The 25,301-nt window shown below is 59.3% G+C and carries 25 protein-coding genes; 20 read left to right on the top strand and 5 right to left on the bottom strand.

Annotated elements, in window-relative coordinates:
- From BMW76_RS34735 to BMW76_RS34765, 10 genes are all read left to right on the top strand, one after another.
- Positions 1-376 (top strand): GGDEF domain-containing protein (locus BMW76_RS34735; RefSeq protein ID WP_143062397.1); only part of this gene is annotated, 376 nt, incomplete at its 5' end.
- A gap of 385 nt (positions 377-761) precedes the next feature.
- Positions 762-1,715 carry a hypothetical protein gene (locus BMW76_RS42205; protein WP_245763507.1) on the top strand — a complete coding sequence of 318 codons (954 nt, stop codon included), beginning with the start codon at positions 762-764 and terminating at the stop codon, positions 1,713-1,715.
- Positions 1,681-1,965 (top strand): hypothetical protein, encoded by a 285-nt coding sequence (locus BMW76_RS42210; protein ID WP_245763508.1) that lies wholly within the window; start codon positions 1,681-1,683, stop codon positions 1,963-1,965. The genes BMW76_RS42205 and BMW76_RS42210 overlap by 35 nt, the downstream gene beginning before the upstream one ends.
- Entirely contained in the window at positions 1,962-2,141 is a 180-nt protein-coding gene (locus BMW76_RS42215) for a hypothetical protein (RefSeq protein ID WP_245763509.1), read from the top strand. The genes BMW76_RS42210 and BMW76_RS42215 overlap by 4 nt, the downstream gene beginning before the upstream one ends.
- Positions 2,142-2,179: 38 nt before the next feature.
- Complete coding sequence (locus BMW76_RS42220) at positions 2,180-2,947, top strand: hypothetical protein (RefSeq protein ID WP_245763510.1); 768 nt, start codon at positions 2,180-2,182, stop codon at positions 2,945-2,947.
- Positions 2,944-3,708, top strand: coding sequence for a hypothetical protein (locus tag BMW76_RS42225; RefSeq protein ID WP_245763511.1), 765 nt, complete (start codon positions 2,944-2,946; stop codon positions 3,706-3,708). Before BMW76_RS42220 ends, BMW76_RS42225 begins: the two co-directional genes overlap by 4 nt.
- Entirely contained in the window at positions 3,692-3,844 is a 153-nt protein-coding gene (locus BMW76_RS42230; protein ID WP_245763512.1) for a hypothetical protein, read from the top strand. The genes BMW76_RS42225 and BMW76_RS42230 overlap by 17 nt, the downstream gene beginning before the upstream one ends.
- Positions 3,841-5,268, top strand: coding sequence for an integrase (locus tag BMW76_RS34760; protein ID WP_245763513.1), 1,428 nt, complete (start codon positions 3,841-3,843; stop codon positions 5,266-5,268). The genes BMW76_RS42230 and BMW76_RS34760 overlap by 4 nt, the downstream gene beginning before the upstream one ends.
- Before the next feature lie 45 nt (positions 5,269-5,313).
- A complete protein-coding gene (locus tag BMW76_RS42235; protein WP_245763514.1) occupies positions 5,314-5,676 on the top strand; it encodes a hypothetical protein in 363 nt (120 codons plus the stop codon).
- 303 nt (positions 5,677-5,979) lie between these two features.
- Positions 5,980-6,624, top strand: coding sequence for a MarR family winged helix-turn-helix transcriptional regulator (locus tag BMW76_RS34765; protein ID WP_090873362.1), 645 nt, complete (start codon positions 5,980-5,982; stop codon positions 6,622-6,624).
- Positions 6,625-9,277: 2,653 nt separating this feature from the next.
- On the opposite strand, the gene BMW76_RS34770 is transcribed toward BMW76_RS34765, so the two are convergent.
- The 3 genes from BMW76_RS34770 to BMW76_RS34780 all read right to left on the bottom strand — a co-directional run bounded on the left by BMW76_RS34770 (position 9,278) and on the right by BMW76_RS34780 (position 12,556).
- Positions 9,278-9,682, bottom strand: a complete 405-nt coding sequence (locus tag BMW76_RS34770) for a hypothetical protein (protein ID WP_090873363.1) — start codon at positions 9,680-9,682, stop codon at positions 9,278-9,280.
- Between the two features lie 679 nt (positions 9,683-10,361).
- Positions 10,362-11,351 carry a ParB/RepB/Spo0J family partition protein gene (locus tag BMW76_RS34775; RefSeq protein WP_090873364.1) on the bottom strand — a complete coding sequence of 330 codons (990 nt, stop codon included), beginning with the start codon at positions 11,349-11,351 and terminating at the stop codon, positions 10,362-10,364.
- The gene (locus BMW76_RS34780; protein WP_090873365.1) at positions 11,348-12,556 is read right to left on the bottom strand and encodes a ParA family protein; all 1,209 of its coding nucleotides are present in this window, start codon (positions 12,554-12,556) and stop codon (positions 11,348-11,350) included. The genes BMW76_RS34775 and BMW76_RS34780 overlap by 4 nt, the downstream gene beginning before the upstream one ends.
- A 311-nt stretch (positions 12,557-12,867) precedes the next feature.
- On the opposite strand from BMW76_RS34780, the gene BMW76_RS40690 reads away from it, so the two are divergent.
- Together BMW76_RS40690 and BMW76_RS34785 are read left to right on the top strand one after the other, a co-directional pair.
- Positions 12,868-13,137 carry a hypothetical protein gene (locus BMW76_RS40690; protein WP_143062399.1) on the top strand — a complete coding sequence of 90 codons (270 nt, stop codon included), beginning with the start codon at positions 12,868-12,870 and terminating at the stop codon, positions 13,135-13,137.
- Between the two features lie 432 nt (positions 13,138-13,569).
- Positions 13,570-14,967, top strand: coding sequence for a replication initiation protein (locus BMW76_RS34785; RefSeq protein ID WP_090873366.1), 1,398 nt, complete (start codon positions 13,570-13,572; stop codon positions 14,965-14,967).
- 679 nt (positions 14,968-15,646) lie between these two features.
- On the opposite strand, the gene BMW76_RS42545 is transcribed toward BMW76_RS34785, so the two are convergent.
- Together BMW76_RS42545 and BMW76_RS34795 are read right to left on the bottom strand one after the other, a co-directional pair.
- Positions 15,647-15,772 carry a hypothetical protein gene (locus tag BMW76_RS42545; RefSeq protein WP_281248584.1) on the bottom strand — a complete coding sequence of 42 codons (126 nt, stop codon included), beginning with the start codon at positions 15,770-15,772 and terminating at the stop codon, positions 15,647-15,649.
- Entirely contained in the window at positions 15,757-16,803 is a 1,047-nt protein-coding gene (locus BMW76_RS34795) for a hypothetical protein (RefSeq protein WP_143062400.1), read from the bottom strand. Before BMW76_RS34795 ends, BMW76_RS42545 begins: the two co-directional genes overlap by 16 nt.
- A 941-nt stretch (positions 16,804-17,744) precedes the next feature.
- Here BMW76_RS34795 and BMW76_RS34800 point away from each other — a divergent pair.
- The 8 genes from BMW76_RS34800 (at position 17,745) to BMW76_RS34835 (ending at position 25,299) form a co-directional block, all read left to right on the top strand.
- Positions 17,745-18,455: a type IV secretion system protein gene (locus BMW76_RS34800; RefSeq protein WP_090873369.1), complete on the top strand. Its 711-nt coding sequence runs from the start codon at positions 17,745-17,747 to the stop codon at positions 18,453-18,455.
- A gap of 5 nt (positions 18,456-18,460) precedes the next feature.
- The gene (locus BMW76_RS34805; protein WP_090873370.1) at positions 18,461-19,339 is read left to right on the top strand and encodes a TrbG/VirB9 family P-type conjugative transfer protein; all 879 of its coding nucleotides are present in this window, start codon (positions 18,461-18,463) and stop codon (positions 19,337-19,339) included.
- A 338-nt stretch (positions 19,340-19,677) separates the two neighbouring features.
- Positions 19,678-20,601 carry a TrbI/VirB10 family protein gene (locus BMW76_RS34810; protein WP_245763515.1) on the top strand — a complete coding sequence of 308 codons (924 nt, stop codon included), beginning with the start codon at positions 19,678-19,680 and terminating at the stop codon, positions 20,599-20,601.
- The gene (locus BMW76_RS34815) at positions 20,594-21,400 is read left to right on the top strand and encodes a transglycosylase SLT domain-containing protein (RefSeq protein WP_090873372.1); all 807 of its coding nucleotides are present in this window, start codon (positions 20,594-20,596) and stop codon (positions 21,398-21,400) included. Before BMW76_RS34810 ends, BMW76_RS34815 begins: the two co-directional genes overlap by 8 nt.
- Positions 21,397-22,662, top strand: coding sequence for a TrbG/VirB9 family P-type conjugative transfer protein (locus BMW76_RS34820; RefSeq protein WP_090873373.1), 1,266 nt, complete (start codon positions 21,397-21,399; stop codon positions 22,660-22,662). Before BMW76_RS34815 ends, BMW76_RS34820 begins: the two co-directional genes overlap by 4 nt.
- Positions 22,663-22,688: 26 nt before the next feature.
- Entirely contained in the window at positions 22,689-23,087 is a 399-nt protein-coding gene (locus BMW76_RS34825; protein ID WP_090873374.1) for a lytic transglycosylase domain-containing protein, read from the top strand.
- A 6-nt stretch (positions 23,088-23,093) separates the two neighbouring features.
- A complete protein-coding gene (locus BMW76_RS34830) occupies positions 23,094-23,666 on the top strand; it encodes a toxin co-regulated pilus biosynthesis Q family protein (protein WP_090873375.1) in 573 nt (190 codons plus the stop codon).
- 4 nt (positions 23,667-23,670) lie between these two features.
- Positions 23,671-25,299 carry a type II secretory pathway protein gene (locus BMW76_RS34835; protein ID WP_090873376.1) on the top strand — a complete coding sequence of 543 codons (1,629 nt, stop codon included), beginning with the start codon at positions 23,671-23,673 and terminating at the stop codon, positions 25,297-25,299.
- The last annotated feature ends 2 nt before the right edge of the window (positions 25,300-25,301 follow it).

The raw sequence follows: 25,301 nt of genomic DNA on the forward strand, positions 1-25,301 counted from the left end.
CCTCGACAATTTCAAGTGGGTCAACGACGCTTACGGGCACCAGGTTGGCGACACGGTCCTCAAGGGCTTCGTACAGGCATGTCTCGACGCGATCCGGCCTTATGACAATGTCGCGCGGGTTGGTGGTGAAGAATTCATGGTGCTGCTGTCCCGCACGTCGCTGGATACTGCCCTCGCGATCGGCGAGCGTATCCGGACCGCGATTGCCAGCACCACGTTCGCCAGTGACATCGGCCGCAACGTTTCCATCACGGTCAGTATCGGCATCTCGCAGTACGGCAGGGACGGCAACACGATCGATGACCTACTCAGGTCCGCCGACCAGCGGCTCTACCACGCAAAACGCCATGGCCGCAACCGCGTGGCGGCCGTATAAGGTTCTTTGCATGAACAAGCGAACGCATGCGTTGCATGCGAGGCACGATCATTTCGGAATACATGACGATGTGGATGCGGCATTTCACCTTGTTGCGCAGCACCCCGATCACGGAAAAACCGTACCGGGGATACCAGTGGAAGTCCGTGTTACGCAGCCACGCGATCTCATTCGGTGGCATACAACGTCGCTACGCCGTGGCGTGGTCGGCCTATTCCGTTGACGACGGAGTTACTCCTTTGCAAGTGTCCCGGAACGGGCCGACTTAAATTCCCATGACGTATGCACAAGCCAAGAACGATTTCCTGATACTCGCAGGCTTTGTTAAAGCGGACACCAACACAAACACTGCAGAGGATCGGGACGATGACGGCAAGACGAACCTTTGGCTCATCGACATGATGGAGGCGAAGTCGTCGCTCAAACGTTCGCCAGCATCGCTGACGACCTGGTCGCATTCCGTCGTTATCTGGATGACGAGGGCGTCGACTGGCTAACGTTCCCCGCGAACAGGCGGCAACGTCCGACCTACCGCTACAGCGCTTCGATCAGGCTGGCTGTGCAGGCAGGTGAACTGTCTGCCGGCGTCGCCAGGCGTCGTATGGGAGCGGTGGTGCGTTTCTATCGCTGGCTCATGGCCGAAGCAGGCGTCAAGCCTGCGAACACGCCGTGGGTCGAATCTGGCCGTTTCATCGAGTTCAAGGACCTAAAGGGATTCAGCAGCGTGATCGAGGTCAAGATCACTGACCTTTCGATCAGTGGCCGGCGCGCAGATGACCCGTGGGACGATCACATCCAGGATGGCGGTCGCCTGCGCCCGCTCCCCACCTCCGAGCAGTTGGTGCTGCTTGAATCGTTAGCCGCTCTCGGCAACACCGAGATGACGCTCGTTCATCTGTTCGCGCTGTTGACGGGCACTCGTATCCAGACGGTACTGACCGTGCGCGCGAAACACGTGATGCGCAAGCCGGGCGATTTTCACGGCGACGACATCCGTCTCGCCTGCGGACCAGGTACGGGCATCGACACGAAGGGCGGCGTCAAGGGCGTGTTGCACCTGCCGCGCGGTTTCTATGAGCGGCTGTACATCTACGTGCACAGCGATCGGGCGCGCAAGCGTCGCCAGACGACAGACGGCGGCGATCACTTCGACCAGCCGCTCTTTGCTCTTTCTGAGCCATCGCGGTGCGCCGCTCTACGAGGATCGCGCGTCGCGCGATCTGATCAGCGCTGGCCCGCAGGTACGCCGCCACGTCAAGACCGGGCAGGCCGTGCGCCAGTTCATCAGGGACGAACTGTTGCCCATGATGCGCCTGCATCTCGCCAACCCCAGGTATGAGTTCGGCTACCACGACCTGCGAGCGACCTTTGGGCTCAATACGGTCGACGCGATGACAGCGAGCAGGACGAGCTACACGCGGGCGCTCGATCAGTTGCGGCAGCTGATGTGGCACTCGCCGATGTCAACAACCGAGATTTACGTCAGCTATCGCCAGAACCGCAAGCTGTTCGACGCTGTGCAGGACGGCTGGGGCGCACACCTGTCGACGCTGGTCACGCGCACGCTCGATATTGCGGTGACAGCATGAGCCGCCAGTACGAGGAAGTGCGCATGCCGCTCACGGAGGGCGCGACGCTGCTGCACCCCGAGCGCGCGCTGCTCAGGTTGGAAGGCATTAACAGCCGTTCCGATATTGGGCAGATCTGCTACCTGAGGCGCGACACGTCAAGCTCGCACCGCCGCGACGAACTTTCGATATCCTGAGCTTCAGCAGCGAACGCGCCTGGGTCGTACGCCTGCTGGTGGCGCAGCTTTCCGGGCGTATGACACTTGGCGCGATGCGTCCGGCGACGATCTCGATAGCTCTGCGCGTCGTGCTCGATTTCGTCAACTGGGCCGACAGACAGGGCTTGCATCAGGTGCTCTGTGACGAGAAGGCTACGGCGGAGGCAGTTCATCGCTACTTCCGCGAGAAACGCGAACAGGTTTCGCTGGGCAATCTGAACCGCAATTCCGTCGGCCACGATCAGCGTAATCTGTTGTCGATGCTCCGTGAGTTCTTCGGAAACGACGACTTCTGCACCGACGCGAGGGTGCTGCGCCGCCAACTGGATACCTCTGTGCCGACTGCTGTGCCTGACGCCGAGGCACAAGCCGCCCTGCTCGCGTGGGCTGACGCGCTCTTCATCTGCATCAGCACGCTGGTGCTCGACTTCAAGCCGTACCCGGTGCGCGTGACGACGGCGCGGGGCGAGGGTCTTTGCCTGGTTCCGCACAGACACCACCGTCGTGAAGACGACAACTTGCACGGCCACCTGCTTGGCTGGAATCTGGAGACCGGAGAGCTGCGCACGCGGGAAGAAATCGCGACGCACATGGCTGGGGCAGGCGCTAAAGATCCTCGTGCGCGTGCGTGGATGATCTCCTCGTTTGCGGCTAAACATCTTAGAGCTGCGAATGAGGACGCGCAGTCAGCGATCCGTCGCTCGCACGCTTCGATGGCAACTTTTGCTTCGCCGCGCTGTTTCTGGCCGAAACAGGCGTCAGCCTTGCGCAACTGCTGGGCATGAAGTGGAGCCCGGGGCTTGCCGCGAGCCTGCAGGATACGTCAGTTGTACGTCAGACGTTTCGCGAGATCAAGTACCGTGCAGGCGGGAAGGAAGTCACGTTCACCGTTTCGCTGGGCTTCATGCCGAAGCTCAAGACGTATCTGGCGTTGCGCGAGAAGTATGTGGTGCAGGACGCAGACTGCGACGCGTTGTTCATCGTCGGGCATTCTGCACGGCAACGACGGCTAACAGGTCTTCCAGGCCAATTTCTGGTTCACCTTTACAAGCGACTCGACACGCTCGGCATCATGCTGTCGCGCATTACCGCACGTCAGTGGCGTGCGGCGAAGCAGGATTGGGCAGTGAGCAACCACGACCCTGTCGTCGCAGCCAGGCTGATGGGGCACTCGCTGGCCACGGCGCTGCGCTCGTACTCGAACGGCACGGACGCCGCACACAAGGCTGAGATGGGCGCGTTCCTCGCTTCGGTCGAGAAGACCGTACTGAAGCCCGGCAGCGACCCGACGGGCAGCATCAGGAGCGCGGTGGGCGTCTGCATCGAGTTTCACAAGCCGGCCCCGATCGCGGCTTCGGTCACCGTACAGCCTGACTGCCGCTCGACCGCAGGGTGTCTCTTCTGCGAACAGTACCGCGTGCACGCAGACGCGTGCCGACATCCGCAAGCTGCTGAGTTGCCGTCACTGCGTCAGGCTCGTGAGCGGACGTGCTGGGTCGATCGCGCAATACGACAGAGCGTTCGGCGCGGTGCTGCGCCGCGTTGACTTCCTGCTCGACGAACTGCGCAAGCGCGACGCCGCACTAGTCGATCAGATCGAGCACAACGTTGATATCGAAGGGAATCTGGACGCTTTCTGGTCGGCCAAGCTCGACCAGCTTTACGAACTGGGAGTCGCATGAACAACACGCTGATCGCTGAGCGCCCCGACTGGTATCGGGTCGAGGACGATACGGTCGTTACCCGCGACAAGGCTGGGAACGCTGTTTCGCTGTTTGGTGACGACGTCTTGGACATCCGTGCATATACGATTGGACCGCGCCGCAACTATATGTTTTTTAGGGGTCACCTGCCTGACGGCGCGAGCCGCGCCCTTTCGGATGCATCTACTCGTCAGTGGAAGAAGGTCATATACCTTCTGATGCACGAAGCGGCGGATACGATACCGGCGTCCAGTACGCTTCAAGCAGGTTCAGTTTACTTGAAGGAATTCACGTTCTTTGCCGCCGAACGTCAGCTTACGCTCTACGAGGGGCTGTCCAGCGTCGCCGTTGTTCTGGACTATGTGGCGCAAGCCGGGATGGAGTCGAAGGCCCAGCGCCTTCATTCGATTCTGGTGAAGCTTCACCGTCTGGGCGTCGAGACCACAGGGCTGCGCGTACCGCTGGCCCAACTGCACGAGCCTCTGCTCGAACGCTTCGGGCAACGCGCTGGATACTCACAGTACCCTGTCATGCCGACACGGATCTACCAGCACTTCCTGTCGACCTGCGAGCATGACCTCGGCGTCGCTGAGGGCGTCGCCGACGCTCTGTCGGACCACCTCGCACGCGTGTACGCCGGCGAGAGTCCAGGCGTCTCTGCGGCGCTCGCAACGGTTGCCGCGCACTTCGGGTGCAAGGACTCCCCTTACGTCGTGTCATCGCTTGTGGCGTCGATCAACGCGCTATGCCAGCTTGTCATCCTGTCGTTCACCGGCATGCGCGCGAAGGAAGCGGAGGACCTGCCGTACGACTGCCTGAGCGAGACCCCTCTGGATGGCGTGACGCACTACACCATCGAGGGCGTCACGACCAAGCTGTCGGGCGGTCGTCCCAGGCGCGCACGCTGGGTGACCAGCCCGTTCGCTGCCCGCGCCGTCAGGCTCGCGCAGCGGCTTTCTGGCGAGACGCACGGTGCACACGGCGCGCAAGGCTACGCCGAATCGACGGACGGTTCGCACCTGCTGTTCTGCCGGATGGGTCTGCCTTATGGGTACGCGGCAAACCGGGCAGCGAGTACCGTACATAACGATATCGAAGCCTTTCGTGAGCGCGTCTTCCCGACGATCACGGCCGAGGACATCGCTGAACTGAAGCGTGTCGACATGCACCCCGCGTGGGAAGGCGAGCCAAAGTACGCACTCGGGCAGCAGTGGCCATCCACTCGCCATCAGCTTCGCAGGACCCTGGCCCTCTATGCCCATAGAAGCGGTCTCGTAACGCTACCGACGCTCAAGCGTCAGCTGCAGCACATCACGCAAGAAATGTCGTTGTACTACGCTTGCGGATCCGCCTTCGCGAAGGGCTTCATCGACACCGGCAATACTCACTTTGCGAAGGAATAGGTTGAGGCGCAGGGCCTCTCCGAGTACCTTGCATACGCCGAGCAAGTGCAGTTCGCTGACGAGCGGCTGTTCGGCGGGCACGCAGCGTGGACGCAGAGCCGCGCCGTGCAGGCGTCTCCTGTGTCGGTCTATTCGCGCAAGCAGACGATCCGGATGTTCGAGAAGGGCGAACTGGCGTACCGCGAGACGGTGCTGGGCGGCTGCGCCAGCGTCGAGCCGTGCAGGGAGACGCCGCTCGACTGGATGCGTCTGGATTGCCTCGAATCGGACTCCCGCAACCTCGTGATCCTGCCGTCAAAGCTCCAGCGCGTGATCAAGGCACAGCAGACCACGGTCGAGAAGCTGCGCGTCGTTGATGAGACGAGCGTCGAATACCGTATCGAAGCGCCTCCCCGCTTGTGTCGATAAACGTAGTAGTATTTAGCAATTGTGGTTTTTGGGTCATACTCGCCGACGCTGGCGTTCGCGTATCTGCTCGCAAGGCGCGGCGCGCATGCGATGTCAGTCATAGCTCGCGGTTCTCACAGATTGCGAAACGAGAGTTGAGATGTTCCTGGCGTAGCTGGGCCGATTCACGATCATTTTTGAGATAAGTGAGCCGGCGTAGCGAATGTACGGACTTCACCGACTCCATAGACCGCCAGCGCGGCGTCATCGGATATCGGATGTGGACGGACACCACGGCATGCTGTCGACCACGAACGGAAAATCATGAGCGAAAGTGTATATGGAGAGCAGGCAACCGGGCGGGTGACCCACAGCCTGCTGCGACTCAGCACGGCTATGCGAAGCCAGGCATGGGAGTGGGCGGAAGGCGCAGGTTTGACGCCGACTCAAGGCGAGATCCTCGTGCTGCTGATGCAGCGCAAGGGGCCGATGCGTCTCGGCGAAATCGCGCGTGAAACGGCGCTGACGGCCGCGACCACGAGCGATGCCGTGAGCACGCTGGAAAGCAAGGGCCTGGTGGAAAAGCGCCGCGCCCTCGACGACGGCCGCGCGCTCGCCTTGCGCCTGACGGCCAAGGGACGCACTGCGGCCAGGCGCGCTACGCAATGGCCAGACTTTCTCGCGAAGGCGGTCGGCACGCTGCGCGACGAAGAACAATCGACGTTCTATCGCACGCTGCTGAAGACCGTGCGCCAGCTGGAAGTGCAAGGCCACATTCCGCCGCACCGGATGTGCGTGACCTGTACGCACCTCGATGCGAGCAGAAACCCGAAGAAGACGCCGCATCGCTGCATGCTGCTTGATCTGTCGATGGCGGACACTGATCTCCGTCTGGACTGTCCCGTGCACGAAACGGCCGACGCCGCGACGCAGAAAAAGACCTGGAAAATCTTCACGCTGCAAGGCTGAGCCAGAGGCGCAGCAGCCCGACCGCCGGTGGCATGCGCGCTGGCGGATAGGCCGGTCCGTGGGTGCGGGATGGACGTTGGTGTCTGGACGCTGGCGTCCGGCGCGTGATGACGGCTGAAATCAACTGCCTCAGGGCCGCAGCCTGGAACGCCCGTCTGGCATTGCGCGTCGGAGTAGAGTACCGACAGGCTGTCACCCGTACTCCGCATTCCTGATTGAACGGATGCGATGTCGAAAGTCACGGTCTGCCCCCACTCGACCCGGCTCGGGCAGACGTGCGCGCCTGCGCACAGTCGTGGGTTACGGATTCCCCCGCGTCACGTCCACCGGATCTGAAACAGCTGCGAGGACATCGGAACCTCCACTAAGCGGAAGTCCTGCAGAAAGAATGCTTTTCCGCAGGCGGCACCACGAAGAGGCAGAGAACGGGCCGAGGACTGTGGTCTGTCCTGGGCGTGTTGCCCGTCGTCCTGTTTGTTGTTCCATGCCCTCCGCCAGACGATGCAGTCGGCGTTTTCCTGCGAGTCCTGGTCGCCAACACGCTGGAAGTGGATAAGCCGGGTACAGAGCTGACGCGCTTGATCCGATGGATCCGCGAGTTGAAGAGCGCGCTCCCGGATGCGCCAATCTCGCGGGACGTCACGCGTTACGAGATCTCAGCGAGGTCCTTTGTGCCGGCAGCGATATCGTGCGGGTCGAATGCGGGGCCGAGGGCTGCGGCGGATTTCGGTGTCGATGGTTGAACGGGGACATGCGGATCAGCGTGTACATGTTCAGCCCGCTTCGCGTCACCTTGTTCAGATCAATGGAACGCAGCGGGTCTGCCGCCGCGCTCCGCCCTACCGTTGCGCTTAGCGCGCGCGTGAAGCTAGGCGGGTACGTCGAGTCGGACGACTGCCCGAGCCCAAACCGCTCGTGGTCGCTATCGACACAGTGCGCGCATGTGACAAAGCGGTCCACGAATGCGGCGCGATGACATGCTGCATCTGTCTGATGTCAGGGGTGCCGGATTCCGCTTAGGCGTGAGTAGAGAAAAGCCGGTTATTGCCGGCCGTCGGCTGTTCTGCGCCGCTTGATGCCCGCAGCCGCCTCCCCCGAAACATGCTTCGCGTTGGCCCACCCGGCCATACGACCGACATACAGAAAACGTAGTATCTGCTACAAATCCGCGAGCGGTACCTGCGATTGCGGCGCTGAATCGCCGGTTCACGCGGCCTGACGCAAACTGCGGTGCAGGGTTCGTGAAACAATGTCGCCATACGTTAACTTATTCTATAAATATCAAGTAGTTAGTCGAGCAGCATTTTTATTCGGAATGTTTCACGAACCTGATAATCTGCTTGAGATAAGACATGCTGGGGCGTGCACCCCGTCGTCTGTCGCCTGGCCACTACTTGCGCTTCGCAGGACGCCGTTTGCTTTGCGTCGAGGCTGCAGGATGGATTTGACATCCGGGACATAATGTCAACTGAACTCAACTCACGATGTCTCTGGGCGGCCGCGCCTGGGTCCCGGCTTGCGCGCACGCAGTGCCTGTCCAGCCAAGCGACGGGCGATTTCCGCAGAGCGCGCACCTGGCCTACTTCCGGAGGCAATCGCTGCGCGACTAGGGCGATCGGCGAATGGACGTGATGGGGTTCGTCGTGGACCTGTTCGCGCGGACCAGGGTTTGCACTTCGGAGAGCGTTCGCTGCCATGCTCGACGGGACCGCTCCGTTCGATCTGAACGTGAGTGACGTGCCTGTTTTCTGCCCTTCCCTGGCTGCTGCACTCTGAACGCGTGGCAAAGGTAAATGGAACGGTGGGGTTGCATCAGGCGATGGCACCGGTCGACCGAACGCCGGAGACGATCGCATTCGCGCGACTGTAGCGCCGACACCATAAAGCCGACCAGCAAGTAGCAGCGTCGACGCAGGGGCTGTGGCCCGCGGCGTTGGTGTCGGCCCAGGCGATTTTGAACCGGCGAGTCGTCTTCGTACCTCATGTCCAGCGCGATACGTTCGCGACGCGTGCACGAGCCGCGCGCCACACATCGTCGACCAGCACATTCTCGGCCGCTGCTCCTTCGTGTCGCACGCGGTCGCGGACGGTATGACTCTTGAGAGGGTGAATTTGCTGGGGACGATGCGCTCGACATAACATCAACCTATGCAACCGCCGAACTTAGCCCGCCAGCATTGGGGAGGCAGAGTCCTTTTTCAGAAACGCAACGGACGAGCTGACTCCCTCTCGGTAATGGCCGAATGGCGCTATCCGTGCGCGTCGCTCACTTCAGTATATAGCTTCATCTGAATTTGATACCGCCCCCAGCATTCAGAATCGCGGCCATCGTGGCAAGCCTAGTTTCGGCATCTTCGCCGACGGGTCCGAGGTTGTAGGTCAAAACAGGTTGCCCCCAGTTTGACAGAAGCCGTGTTGCGGGCCAATCCAACCAGGTGGCCAACCAGTTCATCCGCGATAGCAAGGGCAAACGCGATCGCTTCTCTCCCAAGCGAACTGCTGGACCTCTTTCCCGCGATCGGAACCGAAATGGGAGAGCGACTCGAGAGGCAGGACGCGCAATCCCTAGGCTCCTCAGGCGTTTGCCTGTGACCCCGAGATGTGCAGCGGCCCCTGTCATAGAGAGGCAGCGGCCCTCCGCGAGCCCCCTCCCCTATGTATCGGCCAGCAATAGTGGGTTGGAATACTGCTGCTTCGAACCGACAAGAACATGTTTCCCGCAGACATGCGCGGATAACTGAGCGCGCGACTTCCCCCGAGGATCCAATGTTCTCGCGCGATCAACCAGGGAAGAGACACCGTGCGCCTTTGCGGCTTTCAACAGTTCCCGCGCGGTTTTGTTGACGACTCCCACTTCGCTGAATATTGCGAGGATCTCTGTAGGAAGTTCGGATACCGCTACGGCTTCACGAATCCCGGCGAATCCCACTTTGATCTTCAGTTTCTCGGTGAGCACCGCTGCCGCTTGTCTGTATGAGGACCAGTGAATACCGTTGCCGGCGCGGTAGAGCGCAGCCAACCGAAGTGGGTCTGCCGCATGAGTAAGTTCCTTGTGCATATTGATGTGCGCTAGTGCGCGAAGAAGTATCTGGCAAGGTCAGTCGAAGCAACCGCCCAAAAGGGCCACTAAACGTAGCTTGTTTCCGGGCGTCCAAAGCCGACGATTCCTTAGATACCATTGGCCGACCAGTCAAGTTCACTGAGCCTTGCAGTCGCGCCGATGGCGGTTCTAGGGCGCACTGAGATCTCGTCCGTTGCGGAGAATTGAAGCCGTGGTTCGTACGGACGTAGAGAGCGTGCTTCTTCTCGTGACGCGGTGCCGCATCACGCCGCGCTTTGGCCCGTGTTTGGCCCGTGTAGGGGCCAAGCGAATTTCCCACGCGTTTTCTTGGCCCGAACTTGGCACAACTTTGTCTCAAGCTAGTATTTGGGGCCCACCATGGGCCAAAGAATCCTCCAGCAAGCGCGAGGCGACTAGCGCGATGCGCCGATCACTTGCTTCGGTGCGAGTGTCGGTATTACCGACACTCCTCCCTTTCACGAGCTCACTGCGGCACCCGTCGCCGCAGTGTCAGTAATACTGACACTGCGGCGCTACATCCGCGTCGCTCCGTCGCGCAGACCAAGTGTCCGTAATATTGACACCGAGCTCATAGCTGACGGCCTCGCCGGCACCACCGTCTTTGACGTAGCCATGAAAAAAGCCCGCGGTTGCGGGCTTCCCCTTGATGGCTGCATCACTGCTGCGCGCTTGGTTCTTCCCGGTAGAGCTCGCTGATCAGTTGCCGGATACGAGTCTCTTGAGCTTCGCTAAGAGACCCCGTCTTGATCTTAACCGTGAAGGAGTTGACGTCTTTCGTAATGCTTCCAGCCTGCTCCTTGCCCGAAAAGAACTTCGCAATACTCCGCTCACGCGCCTCTGCTCGTGAGCCTTGTCGTGTGACCTGTGCGACGATTGCAGCAGCATAACGGCCCTGCAGAATTTCTCCTTTAACGACTTCCGGCCACAGATCCTTCGCAGCAGCCAAGCCTGCGGCGCCATGCTTCTTAATAGCCGAGACAATTTCCTCCGCCGCGTTGCACCCGAGCAACGCCGGTTGCAAATCCAAATGCTCTTTGATGAAATCGGGTAGCTTGTCGAACGCCAAAAATTGATACAGCCCGGAGCGCGACATACCGAGGGACTCGGCGAGCCGTTTTCGATTCGGGAATTCTGCTTCCGCCCGACGAAGCGAAATCGCAACTTCATAGTCGGTCAGGTTGGCACGCCCGATGTTCTCTACCAACGCGAGAACGACCATGTCCTCATCGGAGCATTCAACTATTACCGCCTTGATCTGCTCCAGGCCCAAGATCTTGTGCGCACGCAATCGCCGCTCGCCAGCGATGAGCTGGTAGCCAGACTCGACGCGCCTCACCGCCACCGGCTGAACCAATCCCTTTTCACGAATCGATTCGGCAAGATCTGAAAGCTCGGCCTCCACAAAAACCCGCCGAGGTTGCCATGGGTTGGGCACCACCTCCGCAACCGGAATCGTGGCCTGGCCGCCACGCGCTTCCAACTCTTGAATTTTGAGTTGTGCGGCCGCCAACGCCCCCGCCATCCCAGGTCCCGTCTTCGGCTTCTCAACAACCTGTTTGGTCGTTTCCATCTCCTCATCAGCGATTGAGGACGTCTTCCGGAGGTTGGCAGTTTGTTGAGCCATGCGATCACGAATGCTGCTCATTGCGCGAGACTCCATTCATCGACGTACATGTTGTCAATCCACCTGCAGTAATCGACCAGCGGTTGCCGTACACGCTGCACCGTCTTGGAAACTCCGTCGGATTTGCTGAGATCAAACACTGTCGATAACGCTAGCGCCCCATTGCTCATGACCGAACTTGCGGGAATCTCGGTCGTAGTCAGCCAGTCTTCGTAGGCGCGCTGCGTCCACGAACGAACAATGGGCGCAGATGAAGTCGGGCTTGTATCTACCTTGGACAGAATGACGGAGATAAAGTCGTAGACCTTGTCTGACTCCTTCTCCATGAAGTTCGCCGCAATATCCGAAAAAAGGCCCCAGAACGACACCGAGCTGATGAAGTCAAGGCTCTCTGGCACCAAGGGCATGACCATTGAATCAGCTGCCATCAATGCGTTTAAAGTGAGATAGGAGAGGGACGGCGCAGTGTCAAGGATGATGTAGTCGTATTTCTTGCGCAGCGGCTCCAGGCCTTTCCGCAGGATTGCCCAAAACTGATAGCTCGGGCGAGTCTTAAGCATCGAGGGGATGAAGAACTCTGCACTGAACAGCGATGGATGCGCAGGGATCACATCCAAGCCATCCCAATAAGTTTCCTTGATGGCATATTCCAGACCTCCTTCCATCTCTTCGTTGTAGATAAAAGGGAGAACTGTCGAATCCTCGTCGACCTCCTTCTCAGCGTAAAGTCCGCAGAGTTCGGACAGTGAGGCCTGCGGGTCCAAGTCAACCACGAGTACCTTCCGCCCGCGCAATGACAAACCCTGAGAAATGCACATGGTGGTCGTAGTCTTCGTCGACCCACCCTTGAAGTTTGCAACTAGAACGATCTTACCGTCGGCCTCGCGACCAGTCACGAGCGGCGATTGATAAATTTCCGACAATTGTTGTACGTAGGTGCGTGCCTCCGCCAGGCTGAAGAGGCGGCTACGGCCCGTGCCGTGCGCAACGCCCCGCGGCAAGGTGCTGCCTTCACGCGTTGCCTGATAGTGGACTCTGGTCCGGTCCAGCCCGCACAAGTCTGCTACTTCGGCAGTCGTAAAGTTCGGCGGCGCCTTTCGCGGCCTTGGCGTAAGGATTTGCTCGCGCAGCTCGGCTGTCAGTCCGTCCAGCTTTTTCGCAAATCTAGCGATTTTCGCGAGAGGGACCTTACGTGTTATTGCAGGGAATTCGGCTTTATTCGTCATTTTTACAGTTTCACCAGAAATCGCGACAAAGCGTAGAATACTCGAAAACTTTGACAAATACCCTTTTCCCTTAGCTGGCTTCTGAAATTTGTAGCCTAAACGGCTGATACGCAACGAAAAAACCACAAGGCCGTACCGAATTGGCCGTTAGCCGCCCCTGTCGAAGCAAAGCCATCGGGTGTGCTTCATGGTGAGAAGAATTGTGGAAATAGGTCGACGCGGTGGCGTGGGGCAGATGGGAGAGTTGGCCAGCGACGCGTCCCCTTGGCTATTTCAACAATTCTACTCACCCAGCATCGCCGCTTCGCAGCGTGAAGGCACTTCTGCTTCGGGCGCACTTCATCCAGCCTTCTCTCAAACCGAAACGAGCCACTGCCGTCGAAGGCCGCGGAGGCCACGCCTCTACAAAATTACTCACCATCAGGGCACCGCCCAACGCTTTATCCACAGGAGCCATCGAAGAAGAACAGCGTTCGGGCGAGCTGGCGCGGATCAAGCCCAAAAAATTGAGCGCCCCAACTACGGCAAAGCACAAAATCACTCACCATCGTTCAACAAAACTACTCACCCACAAACGGTGATTTTCCCCGAGACCCTTGGCTTGCAAGGGTCTCCACAGGTGGAAAGGAGACTCAACAAAATTACTCACCATCTCTGCTTGCTTACAATATCGCTCACCTTGCGCCGGTAAACTTCTCACCTTCACAAGAATTTCCGCTCACCTTCGCCCAACAAAAGCTCTCACCTAAAGCACAAAAGTTCTCACCTACATGATGCTAACCCGTTGTTTTTTCGAAACTTGTCGATTTTCTGTAGTTGGCTTGTTGGTTTTGATTTTTCTTAGACTTAAAAAACCAACAACCCATCAGCGTCCAGGCAGTTCACGCTAGCCTCGGCGGCCAGTGAGTAAGCACGGTACCGACACGCTGATTTCATGGTGAGCCTTTTTGTTTTGACATCTCACCTACACGTGTTAGATTCTGCGCGACCGGTAACCAAGGACGCGTTCTTCGATGGCAAACAACAACATCACGACACGCGCAACCTCGCGCCAGCTGTCGTTAGAGCTGTTCGAGGAGATGCTCGCGACAGACACGCCGATCAACGAATCGACGAAGGAAATTGGCTATCAACGTAACAACGTTTTCATCGACATCACCGATGTGGGCATCACAGCCAGGCGATTTTTAGACGCGGCGCATTTTATCGTGGCGCAGGAGCCAACCACCCCGAAGGTTTACGATGTTGAGCTGAGCTACTTCCGATGGCTCATGCGTTACGACAGTTACAACTATAAGCACCTGCGCGCGGTGGTCTCTGAGGCGCAAAAGGCTCTGATTCAAGTTTCGTCCTCGCCCACGGGCAGCACGTCCGGAGAGGATGAAAAGTGGGTGTCAGTGCAGCTCATTGGTATCGTCGGTATCGACAAAGGGCGAATCACGTTTGCTGTTCCGGAGCCGCTCATTCCGCACATCAAGGATCCGGTGAAGTCCCACTGGCTGAGCCTGCGGATCACCTCCGCTTTCACGCTTACCTATGCTAGAGCTATCTACGACCACGTCATCGGTTACGTAGCAGAAGGGATAACCGAATGGTTCGAAGTCGACGTAGTACGTGGCTGGCCCGGAAAAGCTGCGTCTCCCGCGACCGAGTTCAAGTATTTCAAACGCGACAACCTCGACAAGGCGGTTAAGCAGATTAACGCAGTCTCCGACATCGAGTTGAGCTACGAGACTCGCACCGTGAGCCCGAAGTCGAAGAAGATCGACCGAATTCGTTTCCGGCTGACGCGCAAGGAAACTGCTGGGGCCATTCGAGCGAGCCTACTTGGCGCGCAAGAGATATATACGACGCTGAAGAACGAATTCGGCTTCACTGAAAAGCAGTTCAATACCATCTCGCAAAACCGCGCTGTTTGGTCGGATGAGCGTATTCTCCAGGCAATCGAATACACGCGCGCCAAGGTCGACTCCGGCCAAATCAAGAAGAGTCCGGGCGCCTACCTGCTAAAAGCTATCACTGATGGCTACAAGCTATCCGACGCTGACCGAAAAATGCTAACCGTCCAGCAACGGCAGCAGGAACGGGGGAGGGCGGAGTCCAGCGCTAAGGAACTGGCCACAGCAGCCGTCGCCGCAAGCGCTGCAGCGGCAGAGGAGCGCAGTAAAACTAAGACCGTCGAGAATGCCGACCTTGGGCGTGAGGCGTATCACAAGGCGGACGGTAGGACGCAAAAGGACTTCATGCGTGCCTTTATCGCCTCCGCGGCTGGCAAGCTGGCCATCAAGCGGGTAAAGCTCAACCCAGCGACGATCCAAGAGTCGGAAGTGCTGGCGCATAAGGACCTTTCCTTTGCGCTCTACTCCTTCGTGTTCCTGCGCACGAAAGCGAAAGCCGCCGCCAAGGTTTAAGCTTCGCGCGAGCACTCGGCCGCACACCTCGTAGACCCTAACGGGTCCGATAAGGGCGTGCGAACATGCACAATCTGACCCAGCCCTACGAACTTGCGAGACTGAGCGCGCCGTCTTTTTACGTGTAATGGCTTGTGCAAATTGCGGCTCGTTCTAAGTGTATGAATTTAAAAAGGAACGCACGCGACAAAGCTGTAGCCATTCCTGCGCCTTCACTACTTTTGTGGCTACGCGAAATGATGGAAGTACATGTCCGTTTTTGCGGGTCAACCTCAGTCGACGCGCGCCTCACGTTGCCGGGAAGCTCCGCAGCAACCGTCAAGATCTTCAGGGGCTCGGAGGAAGGGCACAAACAGGATGATGTCATAGTCAGAAACGTCAAACTGTCGATCTCTTTTCGCGGGGCCTTCTTTCAGTAGTGTCGCAAGAATAAGGTCGGCTTTGCGACCTTCAATCGAGTCCTCCCTCGAGCATCGTGTCTAATCGAGCAAGATTGAGATCCGCCGGAACGATGTGGAACGGTGTTGTATATCTTAGAAACTGATCGGCCCACGAACGGCGCACGAACCCACGAATGACTGTTGAACCGCGCTCCCGAAGAAAGGTAGGCAATTCTGGGAGCATTTTCCGACCGTTACCTCGCCCACAGTGCTTCAAAGTACTCGCGACAGCCTTGGCGTCACGCAGCCGGCAGCGGCTCGGCTGCCGTCTCATGGATTTGATGGCGACCGTCTACAGTTGCTGCAACGATGCAGATCAATTCTGCGGCCACGGCATAGCTCGAGGCGCTCAGGTAGTTCTGCACGATGCACCGATCCTAACGGTTTCGAACGGGTTCGCAGCAAGGTATTGATACGAAACCAGATCGTCGAAGCACTTCCTCACCGTTTCGAGCGCTTTCCGCCGACTCTCGTACGAGAGCGGTCCACGGAAGGGACGCCAAGTCGGTTCATTGCGCGAGCGCCGCCCCTTCATTATCCAGACAGATCGCGGTTGAGGATCGACGGCAAACTGGTTGATGTATTCGTCGGCGTCGGTGACATCAATGCTCGACAGCGGCTTTCCCTTCGCGATAATGGCCCACAACAACAAACGTTCGACTTCGTTTTGATATCTGTTCCTAGTCGTTGGGTTCTGGTAATCAGACAGCCAATGCTCCAGCGCAGATCGATCGTCGTGAACGCCAACAGGAGGCATGGCAGTGCCACGGTTCGATCCTACAGAGCCGGACAGGTGCGGAGGTGTTGAAAGGCGGGAAAGAGGAACTGGCCTGTTAAGCCGTTGCTGCTGCGTAGCGAGATACGGCCGGCGCGGATCTACGCGCGGCTTAACGATGCCGCTACTGAATCCTGCCACGCTATTCGCGTTCGCCACGCGGCCTACGAACTCCACGTTCAGACAGCCCACGAGCGTTTCAAGGCGCGATTCACTGTCTGGATCCAGCGCGTCGAGATGTATCTCCACGAATATACGGCCCGGTCGGCCGCGCCTCTCGGGCGCACGCCGCACCTTGGCAAGGAATTGTGAGGCGTCGATTCCCATAAGACGCGCCAGCATACGTTGCGGGCTCGGCTGTGGTACCAGCTTCCGGGCAGCTACCGCCTCTTTGCGGATTGCCTCGACCCCTCGCACGGCTACCAAGTCTGCAATGGCGCGCCCCATTTCGAAGGTCAGGCAATCCGCCGGGAGAACACTCGTTAGCTCATTGGGTAGATTGGCCACGGCCGATGCCGACGCGATTCGCGAATGCGCGATGCCCATCACCTCGGCAGCTTCGCGCATCGATGCCCATGTTTTCAGCTGAACGCCTTCGAGATAGCGCCTGTACAGCGCCAAGGGGCTATCCCTCTTGTATGTTCCACGAAAGCCAGAAGCGCGATGGGTGCCGCATAGATGCGCCAAAATTTCAGTACGCGACTTCCCAGCCGGATCAATCAGGGCAGCACGACTCGCTAGATAAGCAATACCGTTCTTGTTCCTCGCGCGAACGAGTAGACGGGCTGTCTCGTGCACTATGCCAACGTCGGAAAACAGCGCCAAAATCTCGTGAGGAAATGCCGAAACAGCTAGCGCTTGTTGAATCTGTGCCCGGCGAACGGGTTTGGGGCCCAAGCTCGTTAGTCTCTCTGCTGCCTCCGCTTGGCTTCCCCACTTTAGCCCAAGCCCTGCACGATACAGAGCCGCGAGCGCCAGCGGATCGTCACCTAAGCTGTTGGTCCTACTAATAGCCGCGTTACTCATTTCGGTCATTCAATCTCATGATCGTCGGTTAGTGCACGCAACTTCAGGTCTCCGGAAAAAAAGAAGCCAAAACTCGTGCCAATCTGTTGCCTTTCGTTTGTCGGTTTCTTGCCGGCTAGCGCCTGGACACTATGCCTCGTCAAGCCGTACGCCAGCGAGAGAGGTCTTGGAGGAGACCAATGCCACCTTGAAGGTGACGCAATTCTCCTGATCGCGTACACGTATAACGCGTTTTTCATTGTTTGTGTCTAAGTCGTTGATTATGCAGCTATGGTTTGTGTATCGTTTATAGACCACCGCAATAAACGATACATTACCTGTACGTACAATAGCGCAACGTCGCAGCCAGCGGATCCGAAAAGGCTATCAAAAAAGGTGGTCTTTCCGCGGTTTGATCTGTAACGCGTTACGCGCCTTAATTCGGCCGGATCAATCGGCAAAAGAGCGGAAATGAAAGGCGGCTAAAACTCAGTGCCTTTTGCCACAAATCGCCTGTTGGAAATTGCTTCAATGGTAGCCATTCATCAAGGGTTGCCATGCGCATTTTCAGGAACAAGCGGCAGGCCGCGCTATCCACGGCCCCCGGCATGTATGCCGAGGAAGATCCATCGAAAGTCATCTTCGAGACGAGCACGCGGCTCAAGGTCGAGAGCAACCGCTGGATGCTCATCGCTTTCGCCTGCGCTGCCGTCGCGGCCGGAGCGGTCTGGACGCGTCAGCCACCGCCTTCCGTTACTCGCGTGGTCGGGGTCTCGGCCGACGTCAGCGGTCATCCGGTGGTGACCGAACTTGTTGCGTACAAGCCGGACTCGCAGGCCTTGCGCACGAGCATGCGTGACATGGCCGTGCGCTGGTTCACTATCGAGCCGGTGCTGACCGACAGCCTTCAGACGTCGCGTATGTCGCTGAACATCAACTCAGTGAAGGCACAGATGATCGGCGCGGCCACAGACCAGTTCAAAAGCTGGCTGCGCGACGACGCTCCTTTCCAGCAGATCTCGGCCAATCCCAAGCTGATCCGCGAAGTGAACGTGCGCAACATCGCGCTGCTGGAGGACCAGACGGTCCTCGTTGAATTCACAACGACGACCTCTCAGGCAGGCGCTTCCGGCAAGCCAGAGGTCAAGTCGTATGCACTGACCCTGCGCTATCAGATCGTCGCGCCAACGGCCGACGCAGCACTCACCGCCAATCCCTTCGGCATCTATATTCCGTTTTTCCGCCTTGAGCGGACCGGTGGAGCTTGAACAGCATGACTTCCAGACTTCAGCGGCCGGCGCTCGGCCTCGTTCTGCTCGCGGCAACAGCGTTGCCGATGACCGCGGCGAACGCGAAAAAGCCTACGGACAACGGTTCGTTCAACGCCGCGATGATTGCCGGTGACCCGATGAGTCCGGTTAATCCATTCAACGGTGGGTCAGACCCGCTCACGATGCCAGGCGACGCTCGTATCGGCGTCTTTCCATATAGCCGCGACCAGATTTTTCGCGTACTCACCGCGCCGCTCAAACTCACGACGATCGAGCTCGAGCCGGGCGAGAAGTTAATAGCCGATCCGGCTATGGGCGACAGCATCCAGTGGGAGGTTGACGACGACAAGATGAACCATGTCTTCATCAAGCCCCACAAGGCGGATCTGGTCAACACGCTTCACCTGACGACAAACAGGCGCGAATACGACCTCACGCTGATCGCGTCGCCCGCCGGCGGCTTCTTCTATCAGACCGTGCGCTTCCAGTATCCGCGTGCACCGATGGCTCGGGCTGCTACGCGCGATGACATTGGTGGAGTGGGCCCGGCGGCTGCCGCTGGCGACCGGGGCGGTGACTCCGGCAGCATCAGCGTCGCGCCCGACAAGCTGAACTGGGACTACTCCGTCGACGGCAATGCGGAGTTCAAGCCTGAGGTCGTGTTCGATGACGGCCATTCGATCTGGATGCGCATGCCTGCCGGGGCGCAGACGTGGCCGGTTCCGATGTACAAGGATCACGGCGATCGCGTCGTCGGCAACTTTATCCGCCGCGGCGACTTCCTTGTGTTCCAGCGCCTCGCTGACGAAATCGTCCTCGTTTCCGGCAAGGATGAGGTGACTGTGGTGCGTGGGCGCCGGCGCGTGTTCGGAGTGTTCTGATCGTGGCCAAAAAAACGGAACAGGCGACGCCTAACGCCGAGCAGGCCGCGATCGTTAAAGGCAAGACGCCCCGCAACGCCATCATGAGCATTGGGCTTCTGGCCGCACTGATCATCGGCGCGCTAGGCTTCTACTACGAGCTGAAAGCGAGCGATCAGGCTGCGGAAGAAGCGCGTCTGAAAAAGGCAACGGCTCTTAAAAGCAGCACGGAGGCACCGGCTGCAGGCACCGCTGACATCGAAAAGGTGATCAAGCAGCAGCAGGAGGCGGCTGCAGCTGAGGCGGCCGCGCGCGCCGCGTCGGATGCAGCAGCAGCGCAGCGTCCGACGGTAAAGCCGATGCTGATCGGCAATGATTTCCAGCGCGAGGTGGGGTCGGGCGGTGGCGACACAGAAGCTCTCGCCGCCAGCAACAAGCAGGATGCGATCTATATCTCCTCGGTTTTCAAGCAGTCTGGCGCCTCCCGTAATTCAAATCAGCCAGCAACCGCAACGCCTGCGGGCGTTCCCACGCTGGACGATTTTCGTGCGGCGCGCGCCGCAGCGGCTTCCGCTGCGCAAAACCCGGCAGACGCGATGGCGCTCGCGCTGGGCAAACAGGGCCAGGCACCAGAAGACCGCGATAAGGCGTTCCTGAAAGAAACGGCAGGGCAGGGCGGCATCGAGCAGACGACGTTCAACGGCCGGTCGCGCGGTTGCACGCTCACGCCTCCGCACAACATTCATGTAAAGACCGTCGAAGGCCTGAACTCGGACAAGCCTGGCCGCGTTGCGCTGATGGTCGACGAGGACATCTACGACAGCCTGCGTGGCGACTGCCTGATGATCCCGAAGGGTTCGTTCATCAACGGCGCGTATAGCGCGGACATCAAGGTCGGACAGGAGCGTCTGCTTGTCGCGTCGACCAGCCTGCGGCTGCCCAACGGCAAGAGCGTGCCGATGAACGGCATGCAGGGTGCGGATCAGAATGGCGCGGCCGGTTTTTCGGGCGATGTCAACAACCACTTCCTGGCGATCTTTGGCGCAGGCTTCATTACCGCTGCACTGCTGAAAAGCTTCGACAATGGGTCAACGACCTCCACGACGGCAAGCCCGATCGGCATAACGACCACCGGGAGCACTGCAGGGCAGGTGGCTGCGACGACGGCCCAGGCCGTGCTTCAACGCAACCAGAACATCCCGCCGACGATCACGGTCAAGCCAGGCGAGAAGTTCCTGGTGCAGGTCACGCAGGACATCGTGATGGAGCCGTACCATGACTAGGCGCGCCATCGCTGCGCTGCTGCTGACGGCCGCGTGCTCGTCGGCGGGTGCCACAGTGATCGAGACGGTGATCAGCCCAACGCGCTTTGTCATTGAAGAAAACGGCGAGCGGTCCGTGCTGGAGCTTCCCGGCAGGCCCGTGTACGCATGCGGCCTCCAGCGCTTCCTTACATGGGCTCAACCGCTGAGAGGGCAAAGCATCACGCCTGGGTCACGCGGCTTCGCAACTGTTCTCGTTGATGGCACGCCAGAAAGCCTGCAGGCGTTACTGGTGCGCAATGGGTGGCTGCAGCCAGCAGTGCTTGACGACGAAGCGCAAGCCGCGTTGACAGAGCGCCGTGGCGGCTGGGCCTGTGCGTCTGCGCAGACACCATTCGACGTCATGCATACAAGCGTCGACGCGAAGATCCTTGCGGGCGTCGCGCTCAATGAGTCGGCCTACAACGGTCGCGCCTGGCCATGGACATTGAACGTCGCAGGCCGCGGCTTTTTCTTTCGCACGCGCGAGGACGCTTACAAGGCCGTGCGCTTCCTCATCGCCGACGGCCGCTGCGATTTCGATGTAGGCCTCATGCAGATCAACTGGTGCTATCACCGGCAGCGATTCGCGTCGCCGTGGGATGCGCTCGCACCTGCCACCAACGTCCGAGCTGCCGAAGACATTCTCAACGAAAACTATCGCAAGACAAATTCGGCGGTGAGGGCGGTGGCTTACTACCACAGTGCCAATCCCCAACCGGGCCGCGAGTATCTCGCGCGCTTCATCCAGCGTCTCACCCAACTCGACCGCGGCTTATGAAGCAGACGCTATCCTTTATCGCGCTGGCAGTGTTGTCACTCTCCGCGTCGGCTGCGAGCACCGATCCGCTCGACTTCGACTACCAGATCAACGGCAACATGACCGAGCGCCCGGCGCTTGTGTTCAACGATGGCACCGACACATACCTGCAACCGCGTGCGGGCCAGGTCCTGAAGGTTGAGGGCGGCCATACTGAAGGCCCGTACATCGTCGTGTCTGGCACGCCCGAGGTCATTTCATATTCGGTCAGCGGGTCCAGTGCAACGGCGCGCTGGAAGAAGGCCAACAGTTTTACGTCCGAGCGGGGCAACCGTAGCGGTGACATGCCCGCTGGTTTCGCGGGCTTCTCGAACCGCCTTGCGCTTATCGGCGCACGCCCGCGGCTGGAGACGACGCGCGCGATGAGCGCAACGTTGCCGCTCGCCCAGATGGTCAAGGCACTCGTGCCGCAGGGGTGGACCGGGTCCGCGCAGAAGGACGTGGACCTCACGAACGCGCAGAGCTTCGCAACGCGCGATGGCGAGAACTGGATGCAGTCGCTCGACCGCCTGCTCGGCGCTGTGGACCTCTATGCGGACGTCGATTTCACCGCGCACCACGTCACGCTGCGTCGTGCTGTCGTCAAGTCGACCGGTGTTAACTACGTCGCTAGCGCCATGCCCGCTGATCCCATCGATGGCGAAACGCGGACGGCGAGCGTAGTGCCGGATTCTGCCGCGGGCGCAGTCGCGACTGGTGCGACCGCGGTCTCCGACAAGGCACAATCCCAGGACGGACTGGCGGTGAAGTTCGGGGCTATTGCGATCCGCGATGGCGACGACACGCACATCCAGATCCGCTTTTCACAAAGGCCTGCAAAAGAGCTCGTCTTTCGGGACATGGACGGCCATTCCCTCAAGCCAAAATGGGACGACTCAAGCAATGTCGTGACGTTTAACCGGGCAGAGCGGTTCGTGGTGTCGAACGGTTCGGAGAGCGTTGAGGTCGCGCGCGTCGCCGGGCTCGTGTACGTGTTCGAGCCGAAAAACAGCGCAGGCCTCGAGGGCGTGTTTGATAAGGAAGGATCGACCTATTTCAAGTTCGCGGATACGGTCGGCAACGTGAAAGTGTCGGACGTCGCTCACATGGGCTCGGGCGAGCAAAAAGGGCGCTACTACAAGTTCAACGGCACGGCCGACCAGTTCATCGTCAACGCGGACGGCAACGTCGTGAATGTGACGCGCAAGCATGACGTGCGCTTCTTCGACCGTCCTAAATCATGAATGTCCGATCGGTCTGGAAGCTCGTTATGCCTGTCCTGATGTGCGGTCAACCGGCGTTCGCCGATTGCCTCGATGACGCCGCGCAGTTCCACCACGTCAACGTGGTGCTAGTGCGCGCGATCGCGCAACAGGAGTCAGGGATGCGCTCCAAGGCGATCAACGTCAATACGGACGGGTCGGAAGACATTGGCCTGATGCAGATCAATTCGTCGTGGCTGCCCAAGCTCAGGCGCTACGGCATTACGCGCGAATCTTTGTTTAACCCGTGCGTCAACGCATACGTCGGCACATGGATCCTTGCGGCGAACATCAGGCAGTTCGGCCCGACGTGGAAGGCGGTTGGTGCGTACAACGCCGTCTCGACGAACAAGCAACTGGTGTACGCGAACAACATTTATCGGCGCATCCAGCGCGCGGCCCACTGAAAACTCATGAAGCAAATGATCATCATGCCCCCCCGTCGTCGTGCGTCGCTGGTCGCGCAGTTACTGGCACTGCTTGCAATGACGGCATTTACGACCGCATCATTCTCACAGTCGCACCTGTCCCCGCCTTCCGGTGACGGCTGGCAGATGCTTGGAGCACCCAGCGCGCCGGCGGCGCCTGCTGCTTCGCTAGCGATGGTCGGTCCCGCTGCCGCTCACGCTACGTCATCGCACGCATCGCTGCCGCCAGCGCCCGCATCCATCGCGGTTACGCCGGTTGTCCTGCCGGGAGCGCCGGCGCCTGCACCCGCTAGCGCCCCGTCGTTCGCGATCACCCCACAAGACATCAATCTGCGCAACGCCCTCGATCGCTGGTTACAGCAGCAGGGGTGGCAACTGGCCTGGAAGATCGACGATGACCTGCCACTCGAATTTAACGCGACGTTTAGCGGCGACTTTGACTCGGTCCTCACGCAGGTGATGCGGGCCACCAACCATATGCGTACGCCAACGCGCATTTGTGAACACACCAACAACGTCATTCGCGTGGTCGCTCGCGCGGCCAACTGCCAGGACTAAACCGATGCGTGCAAACCGATATCAGGCCGCTGTTTCCCTCCTCGTTGCTTCAATGCTTACGGGTTGCGTTGTTTCTCAAAACGACGTGAATAAAGCGTACGACTCGGCGAAGCAGGACGCGACGAACGCGATGGCCGGCATGGGCGACTCGATGTCACTCGTCGAACACGTTCCGACCGCGTTTCTCGGCGACCGGCTTGTGCCCGTCGCCTATGAAGCGACATTGCCCGCGATTTTCCGCGAAAAAACGGTCACGCTGCCGGCGAATCTGCCGGTCTCGAAGATCGCGACACTGATCTCTGATGCTTCTGGTTATCCCGTTCATCTGAGCCCAGACGTGTTCATTCCACGTGACGCGTTGATCGAGACAGCTGCTGGCAACGGTGGGAACGGAGCCGGAAAGGTGAACGTCGTCCCGGGACAGGCACAGGCTGCGACCAATTTCGACCCGATCTACCGACAGCCGGGTAACGCAAAACTCGGCCGGTACCTCCATGGCATGACGGAGGATCTGGGTCTCGCCTGGAACTTTGACGGATCGACGATTAACATCTCACGCTTCGTGACCCGCACTTTCCAGATCGCCGCAGTACCCGGCGCCGTTAGCATCAAGTCGTCCATGTCGAAAGGCACGGACACCTCCACCGGTACGCAGTCCACCGCCAATGGTACAACCAGTGCCAACACCGGCTCATTCGCCGCCGTCACATCGACGGGCCGCGACGGCAAGTTCGATCAGATCGACCTGATCACGAAGGAACTGGAAAGCCTGAAATCGCCTCTCGGCAAGATCACGGTTAATCCGCACAGCCGGCTTGTCATGGTTCGGGACACGAAGGAAGCTGTCGATCGCATGAGCGAACTGCTCACCCGCGAGAACGCGATATCGACGCGTCAGGTGTCCATCCGCGTGCGCACTGTACAGATCGCGTTGAACGATGGGTCGCAGGCAGGTGCAAGCGCAGATGTCGTGTTCAACCGGATCTCCGATGGTCTTTTGAAGTACACGATCAGCGTCGTGTCACCCACATCCCTCGCGACCTCTGCAGGTTCGGTCGGACTTTCTATCCTGAAGCCGAACGCGCCGCTCACAGGCACGAACGCCGTGATCAACGCGCTGAACACGTATGGCAAAACGGTCATGGACAACACCCAGACCAAGATGACCCTCAACGGCCTGCCGATGTCTATCGGTTCGTTCGAGACCAAGGGGTACCTGGCAGCGACGACCCCGGCGACTGGCACGCTCAGCGGCGGCGCGGGCCTCCCGGGCTTGACGCCAGGTTCGGTGACGGTGGGGGATTTCGTGAACATTTTGCCGTCTGTCAACGATCACAATCAGATCATCCTTTCTTACTGGAGCGACAGTTCCAAACTGAACGGGCCTTTCACGACGATTGGCACAGGGTCCGGTGCATCGTCACAACAGATCCAGTTGCCGGACATCGTGGGTAGCAAGGATGACCAGACCATCGCCCTGTCCGACGGACAGACGGTTGTCATGTATGGCGCGGTGACGAACAACTACGACGGGGCCAGCAATACCGGCATCCTTGGCTTTAGCGGCGCGTGGAATAAGGCCAAGACGTTCCAGGTGATCATGCTGACCGCGAACGTCGTGCCGTCGATGTGAGT

It is taken from the genome of Paraburkholderia diazotrophica, assembly GCF_900108945.1.
GTDB classification, from domain to species: Bacteria; Pseudomonadota; Gammaproteobacteria; order Burkholderiales; family Burkholderiaceae; genus Paraburkholderia; species Paraburkholderia diazotrophica.

What these genes read in the sequence shown, in the direction of transcription:
- BMW76_RS34800 (WP_090873369.1), top strand. Translation starts at nt 17,745, where the DNA reads ATGCGCATTTTCAGGAACAAGCGGCAGGCCGCGCTATCCACGGCCCCC.
- BMW76_RS34830 (WP_090873375.1), top strand. Translation starts at nt 23,094, where the DNA reads ATGAAGCAAATGATCATCATGCCCCCCCGTCGTCGTGCGTCGCTGGTC.
- BMW76_RS34825 (WP_090873374.1), top strand. Translation starts at nt 22,689, where the DNA reads ATGCCTGTCCTGATGTGCGGTCAACCGGCGTTCGCCGATTGCCTCGAT.
- BMW76_RS34770 (WP_090873363.1), bottom strand. Translation starts at nt 9,682, where the DNA reads ATGCACAAGGAACTTACTCATGCGGCAGACCCACTTCGGTTGGCTGCG.
- BMW76_RS34775 (WP_090873364.1), bottom strand. Translation starts at nt 11,351, where the DNA reads ATGAGCAGCATTCGTGATCGCATGGCTCAACAAACTGCCAACCTCCGG.
- BMW76_RS34815 (WP_090873372.1), top strand. Translation starts at nt 20,594, where the DNA reads ATGACTAGGCGCGCCATCGCTGCGCTGCTGCTGACGGCCGCGTGCTCG.
- BMW76_RS42225 (WP_245763511.1), top strand. Translation starts at nt 2,944, where the DNA reads ATGAAGTGGAGCCCGGGGCTTGCCGCGAGCCTGCAGGATACGTCAGTT.
- BMW76_RS34765 (WP_090873362.1), top strand. Translation starts at nt 5,980, where the DNA reads ATGAGCGAAAGTGTATATGGAGAGCAGGCAACCGGGCGGGTGACCCAC.
- BMW76_RS34810 (WP_245763515.1), top strand. Translation starts at nt 19,678, where the DNA reads ATGCTGATCGGCAATGATTTCCAGCGCGAGGTGGGGTCGGGCGGTGGC.
- BMW76_RS34835 (WP_090873376.1), top strand. Translation starts at nt 23,671, where the DNA reads ATGCGTGCAAACCGATATCAGGCCGCTGTTTCCCTCCTCGTTGCTTCA.
- BMW76_RS34760 (WP_245763513.1), top strand. Translation starts at nt 3,841, where the DNA reads ATGAACAACACGCTGATCGCTGAGCGCCCCGACTGGTATCGGGTCGAG.
- BMW76_RS34820 (WP_090873373.1), top strand. Translation starts at nt 21,397, where the DNA reads ATGAAGCAGACGCTATCCTTTATCGCGCTGGCAGTGTTGTCACTCTCC.
- BMW76_RS42215 (WP_245763509.1), top strand. Translation starts at nt 1,962, where the DNA reads ATGAGCCGCCAGTACGAGGAAGTGCGCATGCCGCTCACGGAGGGCGCG.
- BMW76_RS42210 (WP_245763508.1), top strand. Translation starts at nt 1,681, where the DNA reads ATGATGCGCCTGCATCTCGCCAACCCCAGGTATGAGTTCGGCTACCAC.
- BMW76_RS34805 (WP_090873370.1), top strand. Translation starts at nt 18,461, where the DNA reads ATGACTTCCAGACTTCAGCGGCCGGCGCTCGGCCTCGTTCTGCTCGCG.
- BMW76_RS34785 (WP_090873366.1), top strand. Translation starts at nt 13,570, where the DNA reads ATGGCAAACAACAACATCACGACACGCGCAACCTCGCGCCAGCTGTCG.
- BMW76_RS34780 (WP_090873365.1), bottom strand. Translation starts at nt 12,556, where the DNA reads ATGACGAATAAAGCCGAATTCCCTGCAATAACACGTAAGGTCCCTCTC.